The organism is Paucihalobacter sp. (assembly GCF_036825875.1).
In the GTDB taxonomy this organism is placed as follows: domain Bacteria; phylum Bacteroidota; class Bacteroidia; order Flavobacteriales; family Flavobacteriaceae; genus Paucihalobacter.
The window spans coordinates 1-19,366 of sequence record NZ_DAISXK010000022.1; the positions used below are offsets into that span (position 1 = coordinate 1).

The 19,366-nt window shown below is 36.6% G+C and carries 16 protein-coding genes and 1 pseudogene; 10 read left to right on the forward strand and 7 right to left on the reverse strand.

Annotated elements, in window-relative coordinates:
• The 5 genes and pseudogenes from V7Z48_RS07890 to V7Z48_RS07910 form a co-directional block, all read right to left on the reverse strand.
• A pseudogene (locus tag V7Z48_RS07890) lies at positions 1-359 on the reverse strand (efflux RND transporter periplasmic adaptor subunit); the annotation flags it as partial.
• Between the two features lie 18 nt (positions 360-377).
• Positions 378-4,715: a CusA/CzcA family heavy metal efflux RND transporter gene (locus V7Z48_RS07895; protein WP_334112864.1), complete on the reverse strand. Its 4,338-nt coding sequence runs from the start codon at positions 4,713-4,715 to the stop codon at positions 378-380.
• A 119-nt stretch (positions 4,716-4,834) separates the two neighbouring features.
• The gene (locus V7Z48_RS07900) at positions 4,835-5,230 is read right to left on the reverse strand and encodes a hypothetical protein (RefSeq protein WP_334112865.1); all 396 of its coding nucleotides are present in this window, start codon (positions 5,228-5,230) and stop codon (positions 4,835-4,837) included.
• Positions 5,231-5,323: 93 nt separating this feature from the next.
• Positions 5,324-5,887 carry a PepSY domain-containing protein gene (locus tag V7Z48_RS07905; protein WP_334112866.1) on the reverse strand — a complete coding sequence of 188 codons (564 nt, stop codon included), beginning with the start codon at positions 5,885-5,887 and terminating at the stop codon, positions 5,324-5,326.
• Between the two features lie 34 nt (positions 5,888-5,921).
• On the reverse strand, positions 5,922-8,402 hold the full coding sequence (locus V7Z48_RS07910) for a TonB-dependent receptor (RefSeq protein WP_334112867.1): 2,481 nt from the start codon (positions 8,400-8,402) through the stop codon (positions 5,922-5,924).
• Between the two features lie 210 nt (positions 8,403-8,612).
• Between V7Z48_RS07910 and V7Z48_RS07915 the strand changes: the two genes are divergently transcribed.
• The 10 genes from V7Z48_RS07915 (at position 8,613) to V7Z48_RS07960 (ending at position 16,854) form a co-directional block, all read left to right on the forward strand.
• Positions 8,613-8,948, forward strand: coding sequence for an arsenosugar biosynthesis-associated peroxidase-like protein (locus V7Z48_RS07915; protein ID WP_334112868.1), 336 nt, complete (start codon positions 8,613-8,615; stop codon positions 8,946-8,948).
• Between the two features lie 111 nt (positions 8,949-9,059).
• Entirely contained in the window at positions 9,060-10,112 is a 1,053-nt protein-coding gene (gene arsS / locus V7Z48_RS07920; RefSeq protein ID WP_334112869.1) for an arsenosugar biosynthesis radical SAM (seleno)protein ArsS, read from the forward strand.
• A gap of 9 nt (positions 10,113-10,121) precedes the next feature.
• Positions 10,122-10,625: a rhodanese-like domain-containing protein gene (locus V7Z48_RS07925; RefSeq protein ID WP_334112870.1), complete on the forward strand. Its 504-nt coding sequence runs from the start codon at positions 10,122-10,124 to the stop codon at positions 10,623-10,625.
• Positions 10,618-11,229, forward strand: a complete 612-nt coding sequence (locus V7Z48_RS07930) for a TIGR04282 family arsenosugar biosynthesis glycosyltransferase (RefSeq protein ID WP_334112871.1) — start codon at positions 10,618-10,620, stop codon at positions 11,227-11,229. The genes V7Z48_RS07925 and V7Z48_RS07930 overlap by 8 nt, the downstream gene beginning before the upstream one ends.
• 6 nt (positions 11,230-11,235) lie before the next feature.
• Positions 11,236-12,048 (forward strand): purine-nucleoside phosphorylase, encoded by an 813-nt coding sequence (locus V7Z48_RS07935; RefSeq protein ID WP_334112872.1) that lies wholly within the window; start codon positions 11,236-11,238, stop codon positions 12,046-12,048.
• A 114-nt stretch (positions 12,049-12,162) separates the two neighbouring features.
• The gene (gene arsM / locus V7Z48_RS07940; RefSeq protein ID WP_334112873.1) at positions 12,163-13,131 is read left to right on the forward strand and encodes an arsenosugar biosynthesis arsenite methyltransferase ArsM; all 969 of its coding nucleotides are present in this window, start codon (positions 12,163-12,165) and stop codon (positions 13,129-13,131) included.
• A gap of 14 nt (positions 13,132-13,145) precedes the next feature.
• Positions 13,146-14,252, forward strand: a complete 1,107-nt coding sequence (locus V7Z48_RS07945) for an inorganic phosphate transporter (protein ID WP_334112874.1) — start codon at positions 13,146-13,148, stop codon at positions 14,250-14,252.
• Between the two features lie 36 nt (positions 14,253-14,288).
• A complete protein-coding gene (locus V7Z48_RS07950; protein WP_334112875.1) occupies positions 14,289-15,200 on the forward strand; it encodes a sterol desaturase family protein in 912 nt (303 codons plus the stop codon).
• A gap of 6 nt (positions 15,201-15,206) precedes the next feature.
• Positions 15,207-16,130, forward strand: coding sequence for a DUF547 domain-containing protein (locus tag V7Z48_RS07955; protein ID WP_334112876.1), 924 nt, complete (start codon positions 15,207-15,209; stop codon positions 16,128-16,130).
• Positions 16,123-16,854 carry a TIGR04283 family arsenosugar biosynthesis glycosyltransferase gene (locus tag V7Z48_RS07960; RefSeq protein ID WP_334112877.1) on the forward strand — a complete coding sequence of 244 codons (732 nt, stop codon included), beginning with the start codon at positions 16,123-16,125 and terminating at the stop codon, positions 16,852-16,854. The genes V7Z48_RS07955 and V7Z48_RS07960 overlap by 8 nt, the downstream gene beginning before the upstream one ends.
• Before the next feature lie 36 nt (positions 16,855-16,890).
• Here the strand turns inward: V7Z48_RS07960 and V7Z48_RS07965 are convergent, their stop codons facing one another.
• Positions 16,891-18,168 carry a hypothetical protein gene (locus tag V7Z48_RS07965; protein ID WP_334112878.1) on the reverse strand — a complete coding sequence of 426 codons (1,278 nt, stop codon included), beginning with the start codon at positions 18,166-18,168 and terminating at the stop codon, positions 16,891-16,893.
• 141 nt (positions 18,169-18,309) lie between these two features.
• Entirely contained in the window at positions 18,310-19,320 is a 1,011-nt protein-coding gene (locus V7Z48_RS07970; protein ID WP_334112879.1) for a glycoside hydrolase family 113, read from the reverse strand.
• Positions 19,321-19,366 lie beyond the last annotated feature (46 nt).

The window sequence follows — 19,366 nt, forward strand, 5'->3', positions numbered from 1 at the left end:
TGAAGTTTTAAAAATTCCGGGTTTTCAATACTAACTAAAAAATCTCCTTTTTTTACCACATTACCCACCAAAAGGGGCGTTCTTTTAATATAACCACCCTTAATGGCATTCACCATAGCTTTATTTTGCGGTGGTACATCTATCATACCGGTAACATTTACAGTCATTGGAAAATCCTTGGTTTCAGCTTTTCCAATAGCCATGTTATTAAGGTCTAATTGTGCTTTTGTAATGACCAAAGTATCTGAATCTTCGTTCTCAATATTTTCTGTAGATTCTTTTTTAATATCGCAGCTAGAAGCTATAATCAACAAGACCATAATACTAAAGAAGGCTGGTTTTATTTTAAATATATTCATGATTTATTTTTTAAACTTTTAAAGACTTAAGTAATTGATGGCTATAACGGTTTGGTTATAATTGTTGAGGTCATCTAAATAATCTAATTCAATTTGAAAGGCATTTTCAATACTTAAAATATATTGAAAAAAATCTATTTCACCATTTCTAAAACTACTTTCGGCGGTTTTTAAAATAGCTGCTGAAAGGGCTTGACCTTCATTTTGATAATAGGTGACGTGTTGCTGAAATTTCACCAATTCCTTCTCTAAGGCATTCCGTCTAGAATTCATTTGTAATTCTATATCTTTTAATGAAGCCTCGGCTGCTGAAATCCCTATTTTAGAAGCTTTTATTTTAGATGATTGTGCGCCAAAGAGAATAGGTATTTTTAACCCTACCTGATAACCGTACAAATAACCGCTAAGCAATTCATTGGTACCTTGAAAATATTCCAAACTGATGTCTGGCAGTAGCCTGTTTTTTTCTAATTTATTTTCGGCAGTCATAACTTCTAAGCTACGCTTAAACATATCAACTTCTGGTTGTTGTTGCACATCAATTGAGACTAAATCTAATTGCGATTGAAGTGGTTGAGCTATGTTCAGGCTATCTTCTGTTTGAACCAATTTGTGTAATTCTTCATACCAAATACCTATATCCATAAGTGCTTGTTGGCGGGCAATTTGTATTTGTCGCTGTTTGGAGTTGGCCGTAATAGATTCTAAATAATTAGTTTCACCTAGCTCAAATCGGCGTGCAGCATTCTTAGCAAAATTGGTGTATAAACTATCTAAGCTTTTGTAAATTTCGGCTTTTTGTGAAGCTGTAGTATAATGATAATAAGCTGAAGTAACTGCTCTGGCAACCTGTTTAGAAGCTACCGCATATTTGCTATTGTTAAATTCGTACTGTTTGTTTAACAACCGTTTAGAAGCTGTATAAACCGTTGGAAACAAAAAGTTTTGCTGTATACCAAATACCCAAATTGCCTGTCCGTTTTCAGCAATATTATTTTCATCAAACCCATAATAAATATTGGTTTTATCAAAATTGAAAGCACTACCTTTTAACTCACTTGATTGCTCAAGTTTAAAGGCCTCCGATTTTAACGCACTGTTATTCTCTGTAGCGAGTTGAATAAGTGCTTCTAAATTTTTAGGTGAATTTTGAGCTGTCCCTCCCGAAAAACTACCCAATCCAAAAACAATTAGCATTGTTTTTAAAGCAGTCTTGGACTTTGGTCTTTTAAAATTCCATTTTTCAAAATAAATGTACAGTATTGGTAATACAACCAAGGTTAAAAAGGTGGAGGTTATTAAACCGCCAATAACCACTGTTGCAAGTGGTCTTTGTACTTCAGCACCAACATTTACCGAAACCGCCATTGGCAAAAAGCCTAATGCTGTTGAGGATGCGGTAAGCATAATAGCTCTAAAACGATCTTTGGTGCCTTGTTTGACTAATGCCTCCATATCTTTAAATGTATGTTGTTCTTTTAAAGTTTTAAAATGTTCTATCAACATAATGCCGTTGAGTACAGCCACGCCAAACAGCGCAATAAATCCAATACCTGCCGAAATACTAAACGGTAAATCACGTATCCACAAAAAGAATACGCCACCTATAGCAGCAAGCGGTATAGCCGAATAAATCATCAAGGCATCTTTCACAGAGTTAAAGGCGAAGTATAACATCACAAAAATTAAAATTAGGGCCACCGGCACCGCTATCTTGAGTCTTTGTAAAGCACTTTGCAGATTCTCGAATTGGCCGCCATAGGTAATGGTGTAACCAACAGGCAGTTTTAATTGAGCTTTTAAAATAATTTGAATATCGTCTACCACGCTTTGTAAATCTCTATTTCTTACCATGACACCAACTACCATACGCCGTTTGGTATCATCTCTGGATATTTTTGCTGGTCCCACCTGATAGCTGATGTCTGCGAGTTCACTCATAGGAATTTTACCGCTACTAGGCGTATCAACATAAAGGTTTTTGATCCCTTCTATATCTTGACGACCCATGGCTTCTAACCGTACCACCATATCAAATTGTTTTTCGCCTTCAAACACGGTTCCCATGGTCTTGCCAGCAACTGCCATAGCCAAAACATCGTTAACCTGACTTATGTTTAATCCGAAGCGTGCAATTTTTTTCCGATTGTAGACAACGCTAATTTGCGGTAGTCCTTCTATTTTTTCAACAGTAATATCGGCAGCGCCTTCAACGTTTTCAATGAGTTTTTTAATTTCTTCACCTTTATCGGCCAGGATGCTCAAATCTTCTCCAAACACTTTAATGGCTATATCGGCTCTAACTCCGGTGATGAGCTCGTTAAATCGCATTTCGATGGGTTGTGTAAACTCGAGTTCCATACCGGGAATGATTTCAAGTACTTCCTTAAAACGGTCGGCCAATTCATCTTTACTGTTGGCTTTGGTCCATTGTTTTCGAGGTTGTAATGTGATGATAACATCACTTTCTTCCATACTCATGGGGTCGGTGGGTACTTCGGCTGCTCCAATTCTGGACACTATTTGGTTCACCTCGTCAGGAAATTCATCTTTTAAAATTCGTTCTATCTGGGTGGTTATTTCAACCGTTTTCGCAAGGGATGTTCCAGTTTTTAAGACGGGTTGAATTACAAAATCACCTTCGTCTAATGTGGGTACAAATTCGCCACCCATCGTACTGAATAAATAAACACTAAACACCAATAACGCCAATGCTCCAATCAAAACTAATTTTTTAAAATCCAAGGCTTTATTGATGATTGGCTGGTACAAATTATAAAGCCAATTGTTGATTTTTACCGAAATAGATTTATTGGTTTCTTTGGAAGGTTTTACAAACAAGGCCGTCATCATAGGCACATAAGTCAAACACAAAATCATAGCTCCAATAAGTGCAAAACTAAAAGTAAGTGCCATGGGCTTAAACATTTTGCCTTCTACGCCGCTTAATGCCAAAATGGGAATAAATACTATAATAATTACCAGTTGCCCAAACACGGCAGAATTCATCATTTTAGACGCCCCTTTTGCAGTAATATTGTCTTTAATGTTTTGTTGATCTAATCTTGATAGTCCTATAAAACTGCCTGCTTTTCGGGTGATTTGGAAACTCACAAACTCAACTATAATGACTGCACCATCTATGATAATCCCAAAGTCGATGGCGCCTAAACTCATTAAATTGGCATCTACTTTAAACAGGTACATTAAACTTAAAGTAAATAACATACTTAAGGGAATGATTGAGGCAATCACCAAACCAGAGCGCCAATTTCCTAACAACAAAACCAACACAAATACCACAATAAGGCAGCCAATGGTAAGATTTTCAATGACTGTAAAGGTTGTTTTACCAATCAATTCACTTCTATCTAAAAATCCGTTGATATAAACCCCTTCGGGTAAACTACCTGAAATTTGCTCAATTCTATCTTTAACGGCATCTATGACTTGTTTTGAGTTGGCGCCTTTGAGCATCATAACCTGACCTAAAACTTTTTCGCCCTCGCCGTTGCCCGTAATTGCGCCAAATCTTACAGCACTGCCAAACTGCACCTTCGCGACATCTTTGATGTAAATTGGTGTGTTGCCAATATTTTTTACCACGATATTTTCAATATCACTTAAACTTTCCACCAAACCTTCACCGCGAATAAAATAGGCCTGATCTACTTTTTCGATATAACCACTACCAGCAACACTGTTGTTATTTTCTAAAGCCCTGAACACCTCATCAAAAGAAATGTTCATCGCGTTGAGCTTATTAGACTGTAAGGCAATTTCGTATTGCTTAAGAAATCCGCCCCAAGTGTTAACCTCTACCACGCCTGGAATACCGGACAATTGTCTTTTAACAATCCAATCTTGAATCGTTCTTAAGTCGGTAGCTGTGTAGCGGCCCTTAAACTCTGGTTCAACATCGAGAACATATTGATAAATTTCACCCAAACCCGTTGAGATAGGTCCCATTTCGGGAGTGCCAAACCCTGCAGGAATTTTTTCTGCCGCTTGCTTTATTTTTTCAGCAATCAATTGCCTGGGTAAATAGGTACCCATATCATCTTCAAAAACCACAGTCACCACCGATAAACCAAACTTTGAAACCGAGCGTATTTCAGTGACGCCGGGTAGATTTGCCATTTCTAATTCGATTTGATAAGTGATGAATTTTTCAACGTCTGCAGTAGATAAATTTCGAGTTGTAGTTAAAATTTGAACCTGATTGTTGGTGATATCTGGCACGGCACCAATAGATATTCTGGTAGCCGAAAATATTCCGAAAACTACTAAAAGCAAGGTAAATAACCAGATGATAAATTTATTGTGAATGCTAAAATGAATGATTTTAGTTAGCATAATTTTAATTATTTTGAAAAAGGTTTGTGGAAAACACCAATTAAACGGACTACCAATTTTACTAAGCACTAAAATTTAATGCGTGTAGGTAAATCAAATAATCGTTTTAAATAAATTAATTATGCTAAGCGTGGTGGTTGGAAAATACCAGACACAAATACATTACTACTTGGAGTATTGTAGAAAAATAGGGATTGTTGATTCTGTAAAGGAAAATCTTTTAAATATGAGAAAGAAGTGCTGTTCAAGTCTAATACAAACACAAAAGACAACTGGAAATTCTGCTGAAAAGGCAAATTTTCATGGCTACTTTGATGGTCTTCATGACCTGCGTGAAGTGCTTTTTCTATGCCGTAATGTTTGGCTATAAATTGAAAAAAATTATCGCCAAATTCTTCTTTGTGTTCTTGGGCGTGTTCAATTAATTCTCCAATATTTAAAACATCGGCAATATTGATATTGACACTTTGAAGTGTAATCACTGTGGAAAGTAGTATGGCTAATAATTTGCTCATTGAAACAAATGTAGGGAAATTTACTGAACTATAATCTGATATTCATCAAAGCACCATCTTATTTAGTTAAAAATGAATGATAAACAAATAACATTAGTCTGAACCTCTCAACCTTCGCATCACCTTCGGTCCATACCATAGCCAAAAACCCGATACCGTAAAAAGCAGTAAAGCCAAACTCATAATGCTGGTATAAATCAATTTAAAAACACTACTGTTGGTTTTAAAAAGTACATCTAAAATGGAGCCGTCATGAATATTTTCAACAAAGTCTGAGCGTCTGCTGGCTGTTTGTAAAATGGAACCGTTACCCAAATCTACTTGCACTTCGTAATAATCATTGTCAAATACCACTTTGGCTACTGCATTTTCAGGGCGAATATCAATTCTATCAATTGAAGGGGTTAGAGATTTATAATCCTTTTCAAACTGAATCAACGCAATTTTTTGCACTGAGTCAATCGAAATAAATTTTTCATGACTTACCAAAGTGCCTTGTTGGGTTTGTGGCAATAAAAAGCCATTGCTGTTTTTTTTCCATCCTAATAAAAAAGCGGTTATAGAAACCACAAAAAAGAATGAAAATAATGTGGCACCAGTAATGCGGTGAACCTTTCGGGTATTTCTAAGTAAATAGGCGTGGTTTTTTCTGTTCATTCAATTTAGGATGCAAGGGCAACAAAAATAACCTTTAAAAATTTGCTCTCAAGGCCATTATGAAATTTCTTCCTGCACCAGAAATACCAGAGCTAAATGGTCTATAACGTTGATCGGTAATATTTTCTAATCCAGCCGTAATCGTCAACTTTTCTGTTAGCGGGTACAAGGCCTTGAGGTTTAATGTGTACCAGGCAGGCGCGTAATTGTTACCATTATCATCTTTAGCATAGATTTCATCTTTGCTGCGTTCTTCTATGGCGAGATTTTCAAAACTTTGTTCTCCTTGATATTGGGTATAAAGCTGAAGATTGAGTTTCTCGCCTTGATAAGTCAATCGAGAAAAGCCAAAGAAGGGTGGTGCATGACGTGACGGACTTTTAACACCGTTATCCATTTCTTCTTCTCCTTTTTGAAAATTCAAGTCGGTTGAAAATTTAAATCCATCAGGAAGTTTTAACTCAGCCCCAATTTGCACACCATAAACATATGCCATAGCAGCGTTTTGTATGGACTGTACTCTGCTTAACTCGCCTTCGTATTCAATAAAATCGTCACCATTAAACTGCGAGTTTCTTCTCACCATGGCATTATCCAGAATTGTATAATAACCGGTAACATCGAACTTTATAAAATTACCGACCACCATAGCGACACCCAAATCCAAATTGTAGGCATATTCTGGTTTTAAATTGGTATTTGGCACTGTAACTGCACCTGGTTCTGAATCGAAAATTTTACCAATATCATCAACATTAGGAGCTCTAAAAGCCGAACCGAAATTAGCTTTAAAAATCCATCGTTTGGTGGGTCTATAAACTGCACCTAAACTTCCTGTAAAAGCGCTATTAGAGACATTAGCTTCAGTAAATGGGAACTCCAAAAATTGACTGACAAATTCAGAATTCACCTTAAAATAATTGTAACGCAAACCACCTTGTAAGGTAGTTTTAGCATTCAACTTATATTCATTAGAAACATAAACAGCAGCCGATTGCCATGTGGATTCCGGATATCTTGATAATGCAGCATTGGTTTCGTTAGTGTTTATGTTTTGCTCACTTCCACTAGACTTAACCTCGTTAAATATATACTCGGTACCATAATATAAAGTATGACTCTGATTTAATTTCTTCTTAAAATCTAAATTAACCGACATTGCATTGACCTGTTCTACCTGGCTGTTCTGAATATCGTTATTAAATCTGCGGTTGATACGGCTTTCTTCAAAATGTTGATGCGCAAGTCTCACCGTAAACTCATCGTATAATTTTTGTTTTTGGTTGTGGGTGATATTTAAATTATTCATCATCCAAATTTGCGGGCCATAATCCCATTGGGCAAATTGTGGCAAATCGTTTCGCAAACGGTTATGCCTGTCGTATCGGCCATAAGCCGAGGTTTCTGAATAGTGAAATCCGTATTGAAAATCCCATGCATTGTTGGGTTGAAACCGCACCTTTTGCATCACATTAATTTGAGAAAATGCCGATGGCGTTTGTGAAAGTTTATTGTCTTGGCTAATAATTTGATCTTGACCATTAATTCTTTGAACAAAATAGGGCTTTAAATAATCGTCTGGCCCATGACGACCTTGCCGGAGGTGGTCGTAATCTTGCGACGTTAAACTGGTTAAAATCGCCCATTGCTTCCAACCTACATTGGCGTGAAAATGGCCCGTAGATTCGCTATTAGCCGATGCATAGCGATAGACCGCACTACCTTTCACCAAAGGTTTATCGTCTAATGAAAATTGTGGTGTTAGCATTTGAAAACTCATCACGCCGCCAATGGCATCACTTCCATAAATTACTGATGATGGGCCAAATAAAATCTCTGTATTTTCAGTGGCAAAGGCATCTAACGATATCACGTTTTGAAGATTGCCGCTTCTAAAAATGGCATTATTCATTCGTACACCGTCAACAGTGTAAAGCAATCTATTTGAAGAAAACCCTCGAATCATAGGACTTCCACCACCCTGCTGACTTTTTTGAATAAATACTTTTCCCGAAATCTCGAGTAAATCGGCGGCTGTTTGAGGATTTTGTAAAACCACCTCTCGCTTTGCTATGTTTTCAATTTTAGTTGGTAAGTACCGATTTGACTGGCGCCATCTGTTTCCCGAAAGGACAACTTCATTCAAACTGAGATTGGAAACCTGCATTAATATTAAAAAATTGTTCTGTTGCAAGTCAGAATAGCTTTTTATTTCAGTTTTATAACCTAAAGAACTGAATTCAATTTCCCTTATTTCTTTAAAAGCTTCAATATTCACTTGACCTTTGGCATTGGTAATGGCATAAACGTTTGTCGCCTCATTCCAAAGTGTAACCATTTCTAAGGGTTCATTGGTTGTTGCATCTTTAACGGTAAGCGTTTGAGCATTTACTGCTAAGGACAACAAAAAGCAAAGGCCAATCCATACATCAAATTTAAACTTGATTTTAGCGTGAAAAATAGACGGATATGTGGAACGCGCAAAGCAAACTCCTTGCGGCTGACGATGATTCATAAATGATTTTTCAGTTGGTAAACGCAATATATCAAAAATCACACCAAAGCAGGCTTTTTAGTGTTGAAAGTGCTTAAGTCGATTTTAAGTTGGAATAAAATATTAGTTATCTTTAACCCTTAATTTTATAAAACCAAAAGTAAAGTACTTTCGTATGTAATGATATATTGCATTAAACGACCAAAAAAATAATTAACCTAGAACAACGCTATGCAAAAAACTTATTACGACCCAGCCGACCTCAAGAAATTTGGTAAAATATCTGAATGGAACGAAGAACTTGGCGCCAAATTTTTTGAATACTACGGAAAAGTATTTGAAGAAGGTGCACTAAGTGCCAGAGAAAAATCATTAATAGCCCTCGCAGTAGCCCATACCATCCAATGTCCGTATTGTATCGATGCCTATACAGGCGATGGATTACAACGAGGCATTACCAAAGCAGAGATGATGGAAGCACTACATGTAGCAGCGGCCATTAGAGGTGGCGCCTCCTTGGTGCACGGTGTTCAAATGATGAATAAGGTGAATAAATTGGATTTTTAAGCAGTGAACCAATTTTTTTATAAAAAAAATTGTGTGAATCGCTTATCCTGAGCAAAGCGAAGGATCTATTACAACATGAATAATCATTTAAAAAAAAATTGCTAAAAATCTATGATTAAATCCTTACACAAGCGCGAAAGCGAACTTGCCAACAGTAAACGACAATTAGAAATTTTATCGAATGGCATTTTTCAAAGTGGCGACTTACCAAAATTTGCTGATCGAATTGCTGAAACCAATCAGTTTCCGCTAAAGGCCAAAAAACTGGAGATTTTACAAGTAAACGTTGGTTATATGTGTAACCAAGTTTGCTCCCATTGTCATGTAGATGCCGGTCCGGATCGGAAAGAAATCATGACCCGCGAAACGATGCAACAAATTCTGTCGGTCATCGAAAAAACTGGAGCCCATACTTTAGATTTAACTGGTGGCGCACCCGAGATGAATCCAGATTTTAGGTGGTTTGTGGAAGAAGCTTCAAAAGTAGGTATTAAAGATTTCATTGTGCGTTCTAATCTTACCATTATTCGCGCCAACAAAAAATATTACGACTTGCCAGAATTTTTTAAAAAACACAATATTCATGTGGTGAGTTCTATGCCGCATTGGACCAAAGGTAAAACCGATAAACAACGTGGGGATGGTGTTTTTGATAAATCAATCAAAGCACTAGAAGAGCTCAATGCCATAGGTTACGGTATGCCAGGAAGTCCGTTAAAACTAGACTTGGTTTATAATCCGTCAGGAGCATTTTTACCTGGAGATCAAGCCTCGATGGAGAAAGATTTTAAAAAGGCTTTAATGGAAGATTTTGGTATTCAATTTCACAACTTATTCGCCATTACCAATTTGCCAATTAGCAGATTTTTAGATTACTTGATTGCTTCAGAAAATTATGAAGATTATATGTACGCTTTGGTTGAAGCCTACAATCCTTCAGCAGTTAAAAACGTGATGTGTACCAACACACTTTCGGTGAGTTGGGATGGTTATTTATTCGATTGCGATTTTAATCAAATGCTGCAACTTCCTGTCAACAGTAAGGCTAAACATATATCAGCGTTTGAAACCGAATTGCTAGAAGGCAGAACCATTGCCATTTCCCAACATTGTTACGGTTGTACGGCTGGTGCAGGTAGCAGCTGTCAAGGCAGCGTAACTTAATTTTAATTGATGAAATTTTTAAAATTATCCATCGTCATTTTGTTCTTTTTGGCAGTAAACTCAAGTTTCTCCCAGACTAGTTTTGACGAAGTTTTTAAAAAATACACCAAAGGCACTGTTGAAGTTGTTTCGGTTGAAGATTTAGCCGCTGCTTCCAATACAGTCCTTATTCTTGATGCACGTGAATTCAACGAATATCAAGTGAGCCATTTAAAAGATGCCATTCATGTTGGACATCATAAGTTTGACATTGAGCAAATCACGGAGCAAATACCCAATAAAAACCAACCCATTGTGGTGTATTGTTCTATTGGTGTTCGTTCAGAAATTATTGGTCATGAGTTAAAAAATGCCGGTTATACCCATGTAAAAAACTTGTACGGTGGTATTTTTGAGTGGAAGAATAAGAATTTTTCAATAGTTAATTCAGAAGGAAGGGAAACCGATAGTGTTCATGCATATTCTAAAGAATGGGGCAAATGGTTACAAAAAGGCATTAAGGTTTATGAGTAAAAATGTCGTCATCGTGTTTACCCGAAATCCAGAATTAGGCAAAGTCAAAACTAGGCTAGCCAAAACTATCGGCAATGAAGCAGCCTTAGAAGTCTACAAATTATTACTCCATCACACCGAAGCAGTTTTAAGCACTATAGATTGTGATGTGGCGGTTTATTATTCTTCTGAAATTGCGCCAATCGATATTTGGAATAAGGCTAATTATCGTAAATTTATTCAGCAAGGTGAAGATTTAGGCGATCGCATGCATGAGGCGTTTCAGGAACAATTCAATTTGAAGTATGAAAAGGTGATCATTGTAGGCAGCGATTTATTCGATTTAACCCCGCAACACATCAACCAAGCCTTCAAAGTCCTTGAGCAAAGCGACGCGGTGATTGGACCCGCTAAAGACGGCGGCTACTATCTTCTAGGAATGAAAGCTTTATTGCCAGCCATTTTTTCTAAGAAACAATGGAGTAGCGAGACGGTTTTTAAGGACACCATAAAAGATTTAAAACCTTACCAATTTGAAACCATAGAAACCTTAAACGATATAGATACTTTTGAAGATTTAGAATTACATCCAGAAATTCTCAAACAAATAGCTTTTTTAAAATAGCACATTATGATAAAATTTATAGAAGAAACCGCCAACTATCTTAAAGAAAAAGGTTTTGACCAACCCGAAATAGGCATCATCCTTGGCACAGGCTTAGGACAGATATTAGACCACGTAGACATTATTAAAGAAGTCAGCTACAACCACATTCCGTATTTTCCAACTGCCACGGTTGAGTTCCACAAAGGCAAACTCATTTTTGGCAAAGTTGAAGGCAAAAAAGTGGTGATTATGCAAGGTAGATTTCATGTATATGAAGGTTACTCCTTACAAGATGTAACCTATCCCGTTCGTATTATGAAACAATTAGGCATTAATACCTTGTTAGTATCTAACGCAGCCGGCGCCATCAATCTCAACTTTAAAAAAGGTGAATTGATGCTGATTGAAGACCATATCAACCTCCAAGGCAGCTCACCTCTAGCATTTAAAGGCGTGGCAAAATTAGGAGTGAGATTTGCTGATATGAGCGCTCCCTACAATGCAGAAATTAACCAAAAAATAGAAACTATTGCTGCAAACCACAACATCACCTTACACAAGGGTGTGTACGCCAGCGTGGTTGGTCCGCAGTTAGAGACCCGGGCAGAGTACCGCATGCTTAAAATTATGGGCGCCGATGCGGTGGGTATGAGTACTGTTCCAGAAATTATCGTTGCCAATCATCTAGGAATGAAGGCGGCAGCTGTTTCGGTTTTAACGGACGAATGCGATCCAGAACACCTAGAACCAGTCAACATAGACGAAATCATTGCCATGGCCAACAAAGCTGAACCTAACATGATCACTATTTTTAAAGAATTAATACAACAACTATAATTTTTTTGGAGCCAATCCTGCTTTCCGCTGTATCTCTCCCCAAGTCGGCTTGGGGAGAGGATGCCGCTGCAATCAGGGCTAGAGCTTAGATACAATAATTAAAATCACGCAATCATGGGATATTTAGATACCACTTACGACGTTTACAAAGAAGCAGCTTTAACACCAGATGTGGGTTTGTGCTGCACCACCAATCCCATTTGGGAATTACCGGGTTTAAAAATCCCAAAAATTATGCAAGAAATGAATTATGGTTGCGGAAGTACCGTTCATGCTCGCGACTTGTCAAATAATCCGAAAATGCTTTATGTAGGTGTTGGTGGCGGAATGGAATTACTACAATTCTCCTATTTCAACAGACAGAAAAACGGCGTGATTGGTGTTGATATGGTAGATGAAATGCTGGAAGCCTCCCGCAAAAATTTCTCAGAGGCCGAAGCCTTGAATCCATGGTTTAAAAGTGATTTTGTAGAACTTAAAAAGGGAGACGCTCTTAATTTGCCAGTGGAAGATAATAGCATAGACGTGGCAGCACAGAATTGTTTATTCAATATTTTTAAAGCTGAAGATCTTAAGAAAGCCATTGATGAAATGTACCGGGTTTTAAAACCACACGGAAAATTAGTTATGAGCGACCCTACTTGCGAGCAACCTATGAATGAAACATTGCGCAACGACGAACGATTACGGGCCTTATGCTTAAGCGGAAGTTTACCAATTAAAGATTACGTTAAAGCACTTACAGACGCTGGCTTTGGCACTATCGAAATCAGGGCGAGAAAACCTTATAGAATCTTAGATCCCAATCATTATCCAACAGACGAACTTATTTACATCGAATCTATTGAGGTTGCAGCTATCAAAGACCCTATGCCAATTGATGGTCCATGCATTTTTACCGGAAAAGCTGCCATTTACTTTGGAAACGAATCCTATTTCGACGACCACAAAGGCCATGTTTTAGTACAAAACCAACCACTGGCTATTTGCGATAAAACAGCAGCAGCTTTGGCATCTCTAAATAGACAAGATATTTTTATAAGCGAATCTACCTTCCATTATGATGGTGGTGGCTGCTGCTAAAAACCTATGCGAAATTGATTGTACTCTTAATCATAGCTGTATTCTTTTTGGCCTACTCAAATGGTGCTAATGACAACTTCAAGGGCGTTGCCACCTTATTTGGTAGCCAAACCTGTAGTTATAAAACGGCTTTAATTTGGGCAACCGTTACTACTTTTTTAGGTGGTCTTGCTGCCATATTTTTTGCTCAGCAACTCATGTCCAATTTTTCGGGAAAGGGAATTTTAGACGATGCCTTAATTCAATTGCCAACATTTGGGGTTTCAATTGCTATGGGTGCAGCCATAACTGTTTACATTGCCACTAAAATTGGGATGCCAATTTCTACAACCCATGCTTTGGTTGGAGCATTAACCGGACTTGGGTTAATAGCCAACACCAATAATGGATTTTTCAATAGCATCATGATACTCTTTTTATTGCCTTTGTTTGTTGGTCCTATTTTAGCCTCGGTACTGAGTTTTGTTATGTATAAAATTTTTAATTACGTTCGTATGCAAACCAGTATTACTAAAGACTACTGTATTTGTATCAACGAAAAAACACAAGAGTTTTTATATTACCAAGAAACAGAGAAGTGCGCTGCAATAACTAAGAATCCAATAATTAGCAGTTGTACTGTATCCGAACAATATTCAGGAAAACTGTTGGGGATTACCGCACAACACATCATAAGGCTTTTACATTTTTTTAGTGCGGGATTGGTGAGTTTTGCACGCGGATTAAACGACACTCCAAAAATTGCAGCTATTCTTTTAATTACAACCAATACCAATACTAGCTTGAGTTTAGTTGCAATAGCAGTCGCTATGTCAATTGGCGGGATTCTCAATGCTAAAAAAGTTGGTGTCAATATGAGTAAAAATATCACTAGCATTAACGAGGGCCAAGGATTTACAGCTAATTTAGTTACTGGATTTCTTACAACAACGGCAAGTGTTTTTGGGCTACCCGTATCAACTACACATGCTTCTGTGGGTGCTATCTTTGGAATTAGTTTTGCTAATAAAAAATCAAATATTAGGACCACCTATAAAATAGTGTCGTCTTGGCTGATTACATTACCAATGGCAGCTTTCGTTGCTGTTATAGTATATATTATATTAAATTTATTCTTTTAATGAAAGTATAGGAAACCTGTTACGCAGGAAGTGATTATGGAAAAATACATCGACATTTTTTTAAAATCCTATAAGGGTTACTGGAATTACCTGAAGCACGAACTTATTAATGTTAACCATTGGGATAATTATTTCTATGGCTTAATCATCATTTCAATTGTAGTTTGGACGCTGGAAATACTATTCCCATGGCGGAAAAATCAAAAAATCTTCAGAAAAGACTTTTGGTTGGATACGTTTTATATGTTCTTCAATTTTTTCCTGTTGAATCTAATCGTATTAATAGCTTTATCAAATACGGTGGCCGAATTATTCAATGATTTTATAGGTTTTTTCGGTTTAAACATCAACAGCCTGCAGCTCATTGATATGAACATCTTACCCAAGTTTTGGGGACTGTTCATTTTCTTTTTGGTAAGCGATTTTGTACAATGGAATACCCATAGATTATTGCATCGCGTGCCGCTATTATGGAATTTCCACAAAGTACATCACAGCGTCAAAGAAATGGGTTTCGCAGCACACTTGCGCTATCATTGGATGGAACCTATTGTTTACAAAACCATCTTGTACGTGCCTATCGCAATAATCGGAGGATTTAATGCCCAAGATGTGGCCATTGTTCACTTTTTTAATATTGTAATTGGACATTTAAACCATGCCAATTTAGGTTGGGACTACGGCATTCTAAAATACATCTTTAACAACCCTAAAATGCATATTTGGCACCACGCCAAAAAGCTTCCTGAACACGTAAGGTATGGTGTTAACTACGGACTAACTTTGAGTCTTTGGGATTATCTGTTTAAAACTTGCCATGTCCCTGAAAGCGGACGAGATATTGAACTTGGTTTTGATGGTGATGAGCATTTCCCAAAAGATTTTTTAAGTCAAGAATTGTATCCGTTAAATAAACAAAACAAGCTGAAGAGGCTTGTAAAACCTTAACTTACAATGAAAAATTTATCAATATTGCTAATATTACTTTTGCTTGTTACAGGCTGTAAAAGTGTCCGAACAACGTCTATTGTTGCCAAAGAAACGCCAAAGACTCAAACACCTGAAAGTGCAATAACAACTCAAATCAACACCAATAAAGTTATTGATTCTGTCGCTAGCCAAACTGCTGAAAAGGCAAAAACTGTAACTCAAGAACAAACAAGCGTTATTAAAGATACAATTACTATTAAGTTGGAACAGGAGGCCACAGATAAAACCCTGCCTAAAATGGTTGAAGCCTTTAATCATGAAGATTGGCATAAGCTTTTGCAAGCCCATGTTACAGAACAAGGTCATGTAAACTATAAAGCCTTTAAAGCAAACAGACAACAATTAAATAACTATATAAACAGTTTAGCGCAACAACTCCCTGATGATATGTGGACTAAAAACGATGTTTTAGCCTACTGGATCAATGCCTACAATGCGCTCACGGTCGATTTAATTTTAAGACATTACCCCATTAAAAGCATCAAAGACATCAAAAACCCTTGGGATGAACGCTTATGGAAATTAGGCAACAAATGGTATAATCTAAGTGAAATAGAACATCAAATATTACGAAAAATGGAGGAGCCGCGCATTCATTTTGCCATTGTTTGCGCCTCTTTTTCTTGTCCGAAACTTCAAAATCACGCCTTCACGTCTTCTAATTTAGAAGCACAACTCACTGAAAGTACTAAGGCTTTTTTAGCAGATCCTAACAGAAACATCATTACCGAAAACGACTTAAAACTCTCCAAGATATTTCAGTGGTTTACAAAAGATTTTAAACAGAATGGCTCAGTGATTGATTTTATCAACGGCTACACTGATATTGAAATTAGCCCGAAAGCCAAAACGAGTTACTTAGACTACAACTGGGATTTGAATGAGTAAAATTTCAATTGTCATACCAGTTTATAATGAATCTGTTAGGATAGTCAATCTTATTAAATATTTATTGGCACATTCATCAGGATTCAATGTTTCGGACATTATAGTTGTGGATGGTGGCAGCACCGATCAAACAGTTAACGAAGTAAATTACTTTATCAAATCCAATCAACCTGCAAACAACGACAACTTTATTCCGGTTAAATTATTACATTCTGAAAAAGGAAGAGCCAAACAAATGAATACTGGCTCTAAAGCTTCAACTGCCAATATACTTTACTTTTTACATGCCGATTGTTTTCCACCTAAATATTTCGACCAATATATAATAGATACCATTAATAAAGGTTCCAATACTGGATGTTTCCGAATGAAATTTGATAGCAATCATTGGTGGCTTAAACTAGCTGGATGGTTTACACAATTAAACTGGAGGATGTGTCGCGGCGGAGACCAAAGTTTATTTATAACCAAAGAATTGTTTGAAACCCTTGGTGGTTATGATGAAAGCTATCAAATTTACGAAGACAATATTTTAATTGCTAAACTTTACAAACATGGGAAATTTAAGGTGATTCAACAATGGATTTCCTCTTCGGCTAGAAATTATCAAAAACATGGGGTTTGGAAATTACAATACCATTATTGGATGGTACACCTTAAAAAGCGTTTAGGAGCTTCACCGCAATCACTTTACCAATATTACAAGAAACATTTTTCCTGTTAATAATTGTTGCTGCTTAATCTGGACAATAGTTTATTATTAAAAATATTGACCTATTCCAAAAACAATTCCACTGTTGGATTTATCACCAAGGCTAAATCCATAATCTATTCTAAAAACAGCATTAAAAATACGTTTGTGAATAAATCTCAGTCCCAAGCCGGAAAAGAGTGAGGCATTCTCTACCTTTACCAAATCGCTGATTTCTCCGCCGGGGTTTTGCCATGTGCCTGCATCAATAAAAGCATTGCCTTGCATGGCAAACCAACCTTTTTCGTAAAGGGTGTATCGGTATTCCGTATTCAGTACAACTGACGCTGAACCTCTGTCAACAACATTTCCAACACCTCTTATATTTAATTGATTGTCTAATGCAAACGGCGCAAATGGCGTTGAACTGTTACTAGCAAAACCCAATCTCAATCTATTTGCCCAATTGCCCTTAGTACCAACTCTTTTGAAATACTCAAAATCATTTCGCCCTACAAAAAAATTACGCAATAAGTCGTTATCACCTTTTGAGTCTAAGGTGAATTCATACGACAAAAGACTCCTAAAACCACTAACATATTGATATTCTATGGCCAAATTATTGTATTGATATTCTCCAACAACCAAAATTCTATTCAACTCTAAAGTTTCAGGAAAATTATTAGGCACATCACCATTTAATAAATTGTAGTTGATCGCTGCAAAATTCAATCCTATTTCAAATCTATTTTTAAAGTTGTGTTCGTAAAAAAATCGAAACTCGAAAGATGAGCTGTCAAATTTATAATCAACATCTCTACCGTCATCAAAAAATATAGGTTCCTGAAGTACATTATTTTGATAATTTAATCCAAATCCTAACTTTCGGGTAAACAGGTTAGGCGCTTCCCAAAATGCACCATAAGAATCAAAAACATTTCTGCTATAAAAGCCTCCAATTATTTGATTTTGACCTAAAAAATTAAAATCGAACAAAGAGGTTCTAAAAGCGATATCATCATTAACATCTTGCGACACATTTAAACCGGGAATAATTGCAAAATTTTCTACAATATTGTAAACTACTTTATAATTTTCAGGACCAATTTCGTACAATTGGAAGGACGCACTTGCAACTGATGGTAATAAGGTAAATCGCCTTACATCATCTGCTATTTTAAGAGAATCCAATGTGCTACCGTTCTTAACAAAAGCCAGTCGTTTTAAAAAATTTGTTGTTGTACGCTTATTTCCTTCAATTTCAACTTCCGAAATAAAAGAGTTTTGAGATAAGCCAGAAAAGGTCGTACTAAAAAAGACAAAAATGAGAATACATCTTAGAACCATACAATATAATTTAAGCCAGAAAACATTTTTTAATAAAGTTTTTCACGTATAACAAAATATTAAACTTCGTCGTGTAATATGTAAAACATTACAACTAAAGTTCAATAAACCGAATCATTAGGCTAAAATCAATATTTATAATTATTTAAATTTTAGAAATTGCTGTTTAATAATCATTTCCACAGGTTTATTCTGAGGTGTAAACTGGCTGTCATCAATACCGCCGGCAGTTTCGTGGTTTGGAAACCATTTCCAAATAAAACCACCCTTGACCCAATCTTCATGCCAGAACATCTCAAAAAATGCCTGTGTGGCATTGACTTGGGCCTCGAGATTTACCACATTCATGTCACGATCAAAACGCCATGGTTGTTTGGCTGTAAAATCTACGCTTCTGTAACCAAATTCGGTAAATACAATTGGCTTGCTATGGAGTATCGAAATCTCATGCATTTCTGTTTTCCATTTTTGCATAGCAGTTTTGCAGGATTCAATGCTTGGGGTTTGCTCGTCTATTAGCGGGAAATAAGCATTAACTCCAATGTAGTCTAATTCATTCCAAAAAGGAGTTTTATGGTATTCGTCCCAGTTGGCTGAGTAGGTCAACTTTCCGGTATAAATTTGTTTGATTTTTTTTATGAGAACATTCCAAAATTCTGGTCGATTCTTTATAAAACGCTCCAATTCAGTGCTAATACAAAACAATTTGATGTTTAAACTTTCGGCTAGTTGGGCGTATTCAAGAATAAATTTTTCGTAAGACATTTCAAATTGCTGCCATTGGGTTTCGGTTTCCAGTTCAATATGTCCAGTAAATTCACCGCTACCGATCCAAATTTGAGGTTTTAGCATGATTTGAATGTTGTGAGTACGGAGCATTTCAACATATTGCTTCACACCCAAAACGGTTTCACCAAACCATTGTCTTTCGGAATTATAAATAATTTCAGGATTGTTTTTATCTCTCATAAACCCAAAAGGCATCACGGCTGCATGAGTAGCATTAATGTTTATGAGAGGTTCTACATGCTCAATATCAATAGGAATTCGAGTACCAACAAAACTCACACCGTTGAACTTTTCCACGCTGGAAGGTGCCATAGCGCAAGAAGCCATAAACAAACAAATGATAAAGGAAATAAGTATTTTCATAGATTTAATGTTAAATTTAAATGATTTTTGAGAAACGCGTTAAGGA

Bases quoted from the DNA above. Each gene is read 5' to 3' on its own strand.
- V7Z48_RS07895 (WP_334112864.1), bottom strand. From the start codon at position 4,715: ATGCTAACTAAAATCATTCATTTTAGCATTCACAATAAATTTATCATC.
- V7Z48_RS07900 (WP_334112865.1), bottom strand. From the start codon at position 5,230: ATGAGCAAATTATTAGCCATACTACTTTCCACAGTGATTACACTTCAA.
- V7Z48_RS07905 (WP_334112866.1), bottom strand. From the start codon at position 5,887: ATGAACAGAAAAAACCACGCCTATTTACTTAGAAATACCCGAAAGGTT.
- V7Z48_RS07910 (WP_334112867.1), bottom strand. From the start codon at position 8,402: ATGAATCATCGTCAGCCGCAAGGAGTTTGCTTTGCGCGTTCCACATAT.
- V7Z48_RS07915 (WP_334112868.1), top strand. From the start codon at position 8,613: ATGCAAAAAACTTATTACGACCCAGCCGACCTCAAGAAATTTGGTAAA.
- arsS (WP_334112869.1), top strand. From the start codon at position 9,060: ATGATTAAATCCTTACACAAGCGCGAAAGCGAACTTGCCAACAGTAAA.
- V7Z48_RS07925 (WP_334112870.1), top strand. From the start codon at position 10,122: ATGAAATTTTTAAAATTATCCATCGTCATTTTGTTCTTTTTGGCAGTA.
- V7Z48_RS07930 (WP_334112871.1), top strand. From the start codon at position 10,618: ATGAGTAAAAATGTCGTCATCGTGTTTACCCGAAATCCAGAATTAGGC.
- V7Z48_RS07935 (WP_334112872.1), top strand. From the start codon at position 11,236: ATGATAAAATTTATAGAAGAAACCGCCAACTATCTTAAAGAAAAAGGT.
- arsM (WP_334112873.1), top strand. From the start codon at position 12,163: ATGGGATATTTAGATACCACTTACGACGTTTACAAAGAAGCAGCTTTA.
- V7Z48_RS07950 (WP_334112875.1), top strand. From the start codon at position 14,289: ATGGAAAAATACATCGACATTTTTTTAAAATCCTATAAGGGTTACTGG.
- V7Z48_RS07955 (WP_334112876.1), top strand. From the start codon at position 15,207: ATGAAAAATTTATCAATATTGCTAATATTACTTTTGCTTGTTACAGGC.
- V7Z48_RS07960 (WP_334112877.1), top strand. From the start codon at position 16,123: ATGAGTAAAATTTCAATTGTCATACCAGTTTATAATGAATCTGTTAGG.
- V7Z48_RS07965 (WP_334112878.1), bottom strand. From the start codon at position 18,168: ATGGTTCTAAGATGTATTCTCATTTTTGTCTTTTTTAGTACGACCTTT.
- V7Z48_RS07970 (WP_334112879.1), bottom strand. From the start codon at position 19,320: ATGAAAATACTTATTTCCTTTATCATTTGTTTGTTTATGGCTTCTTGC.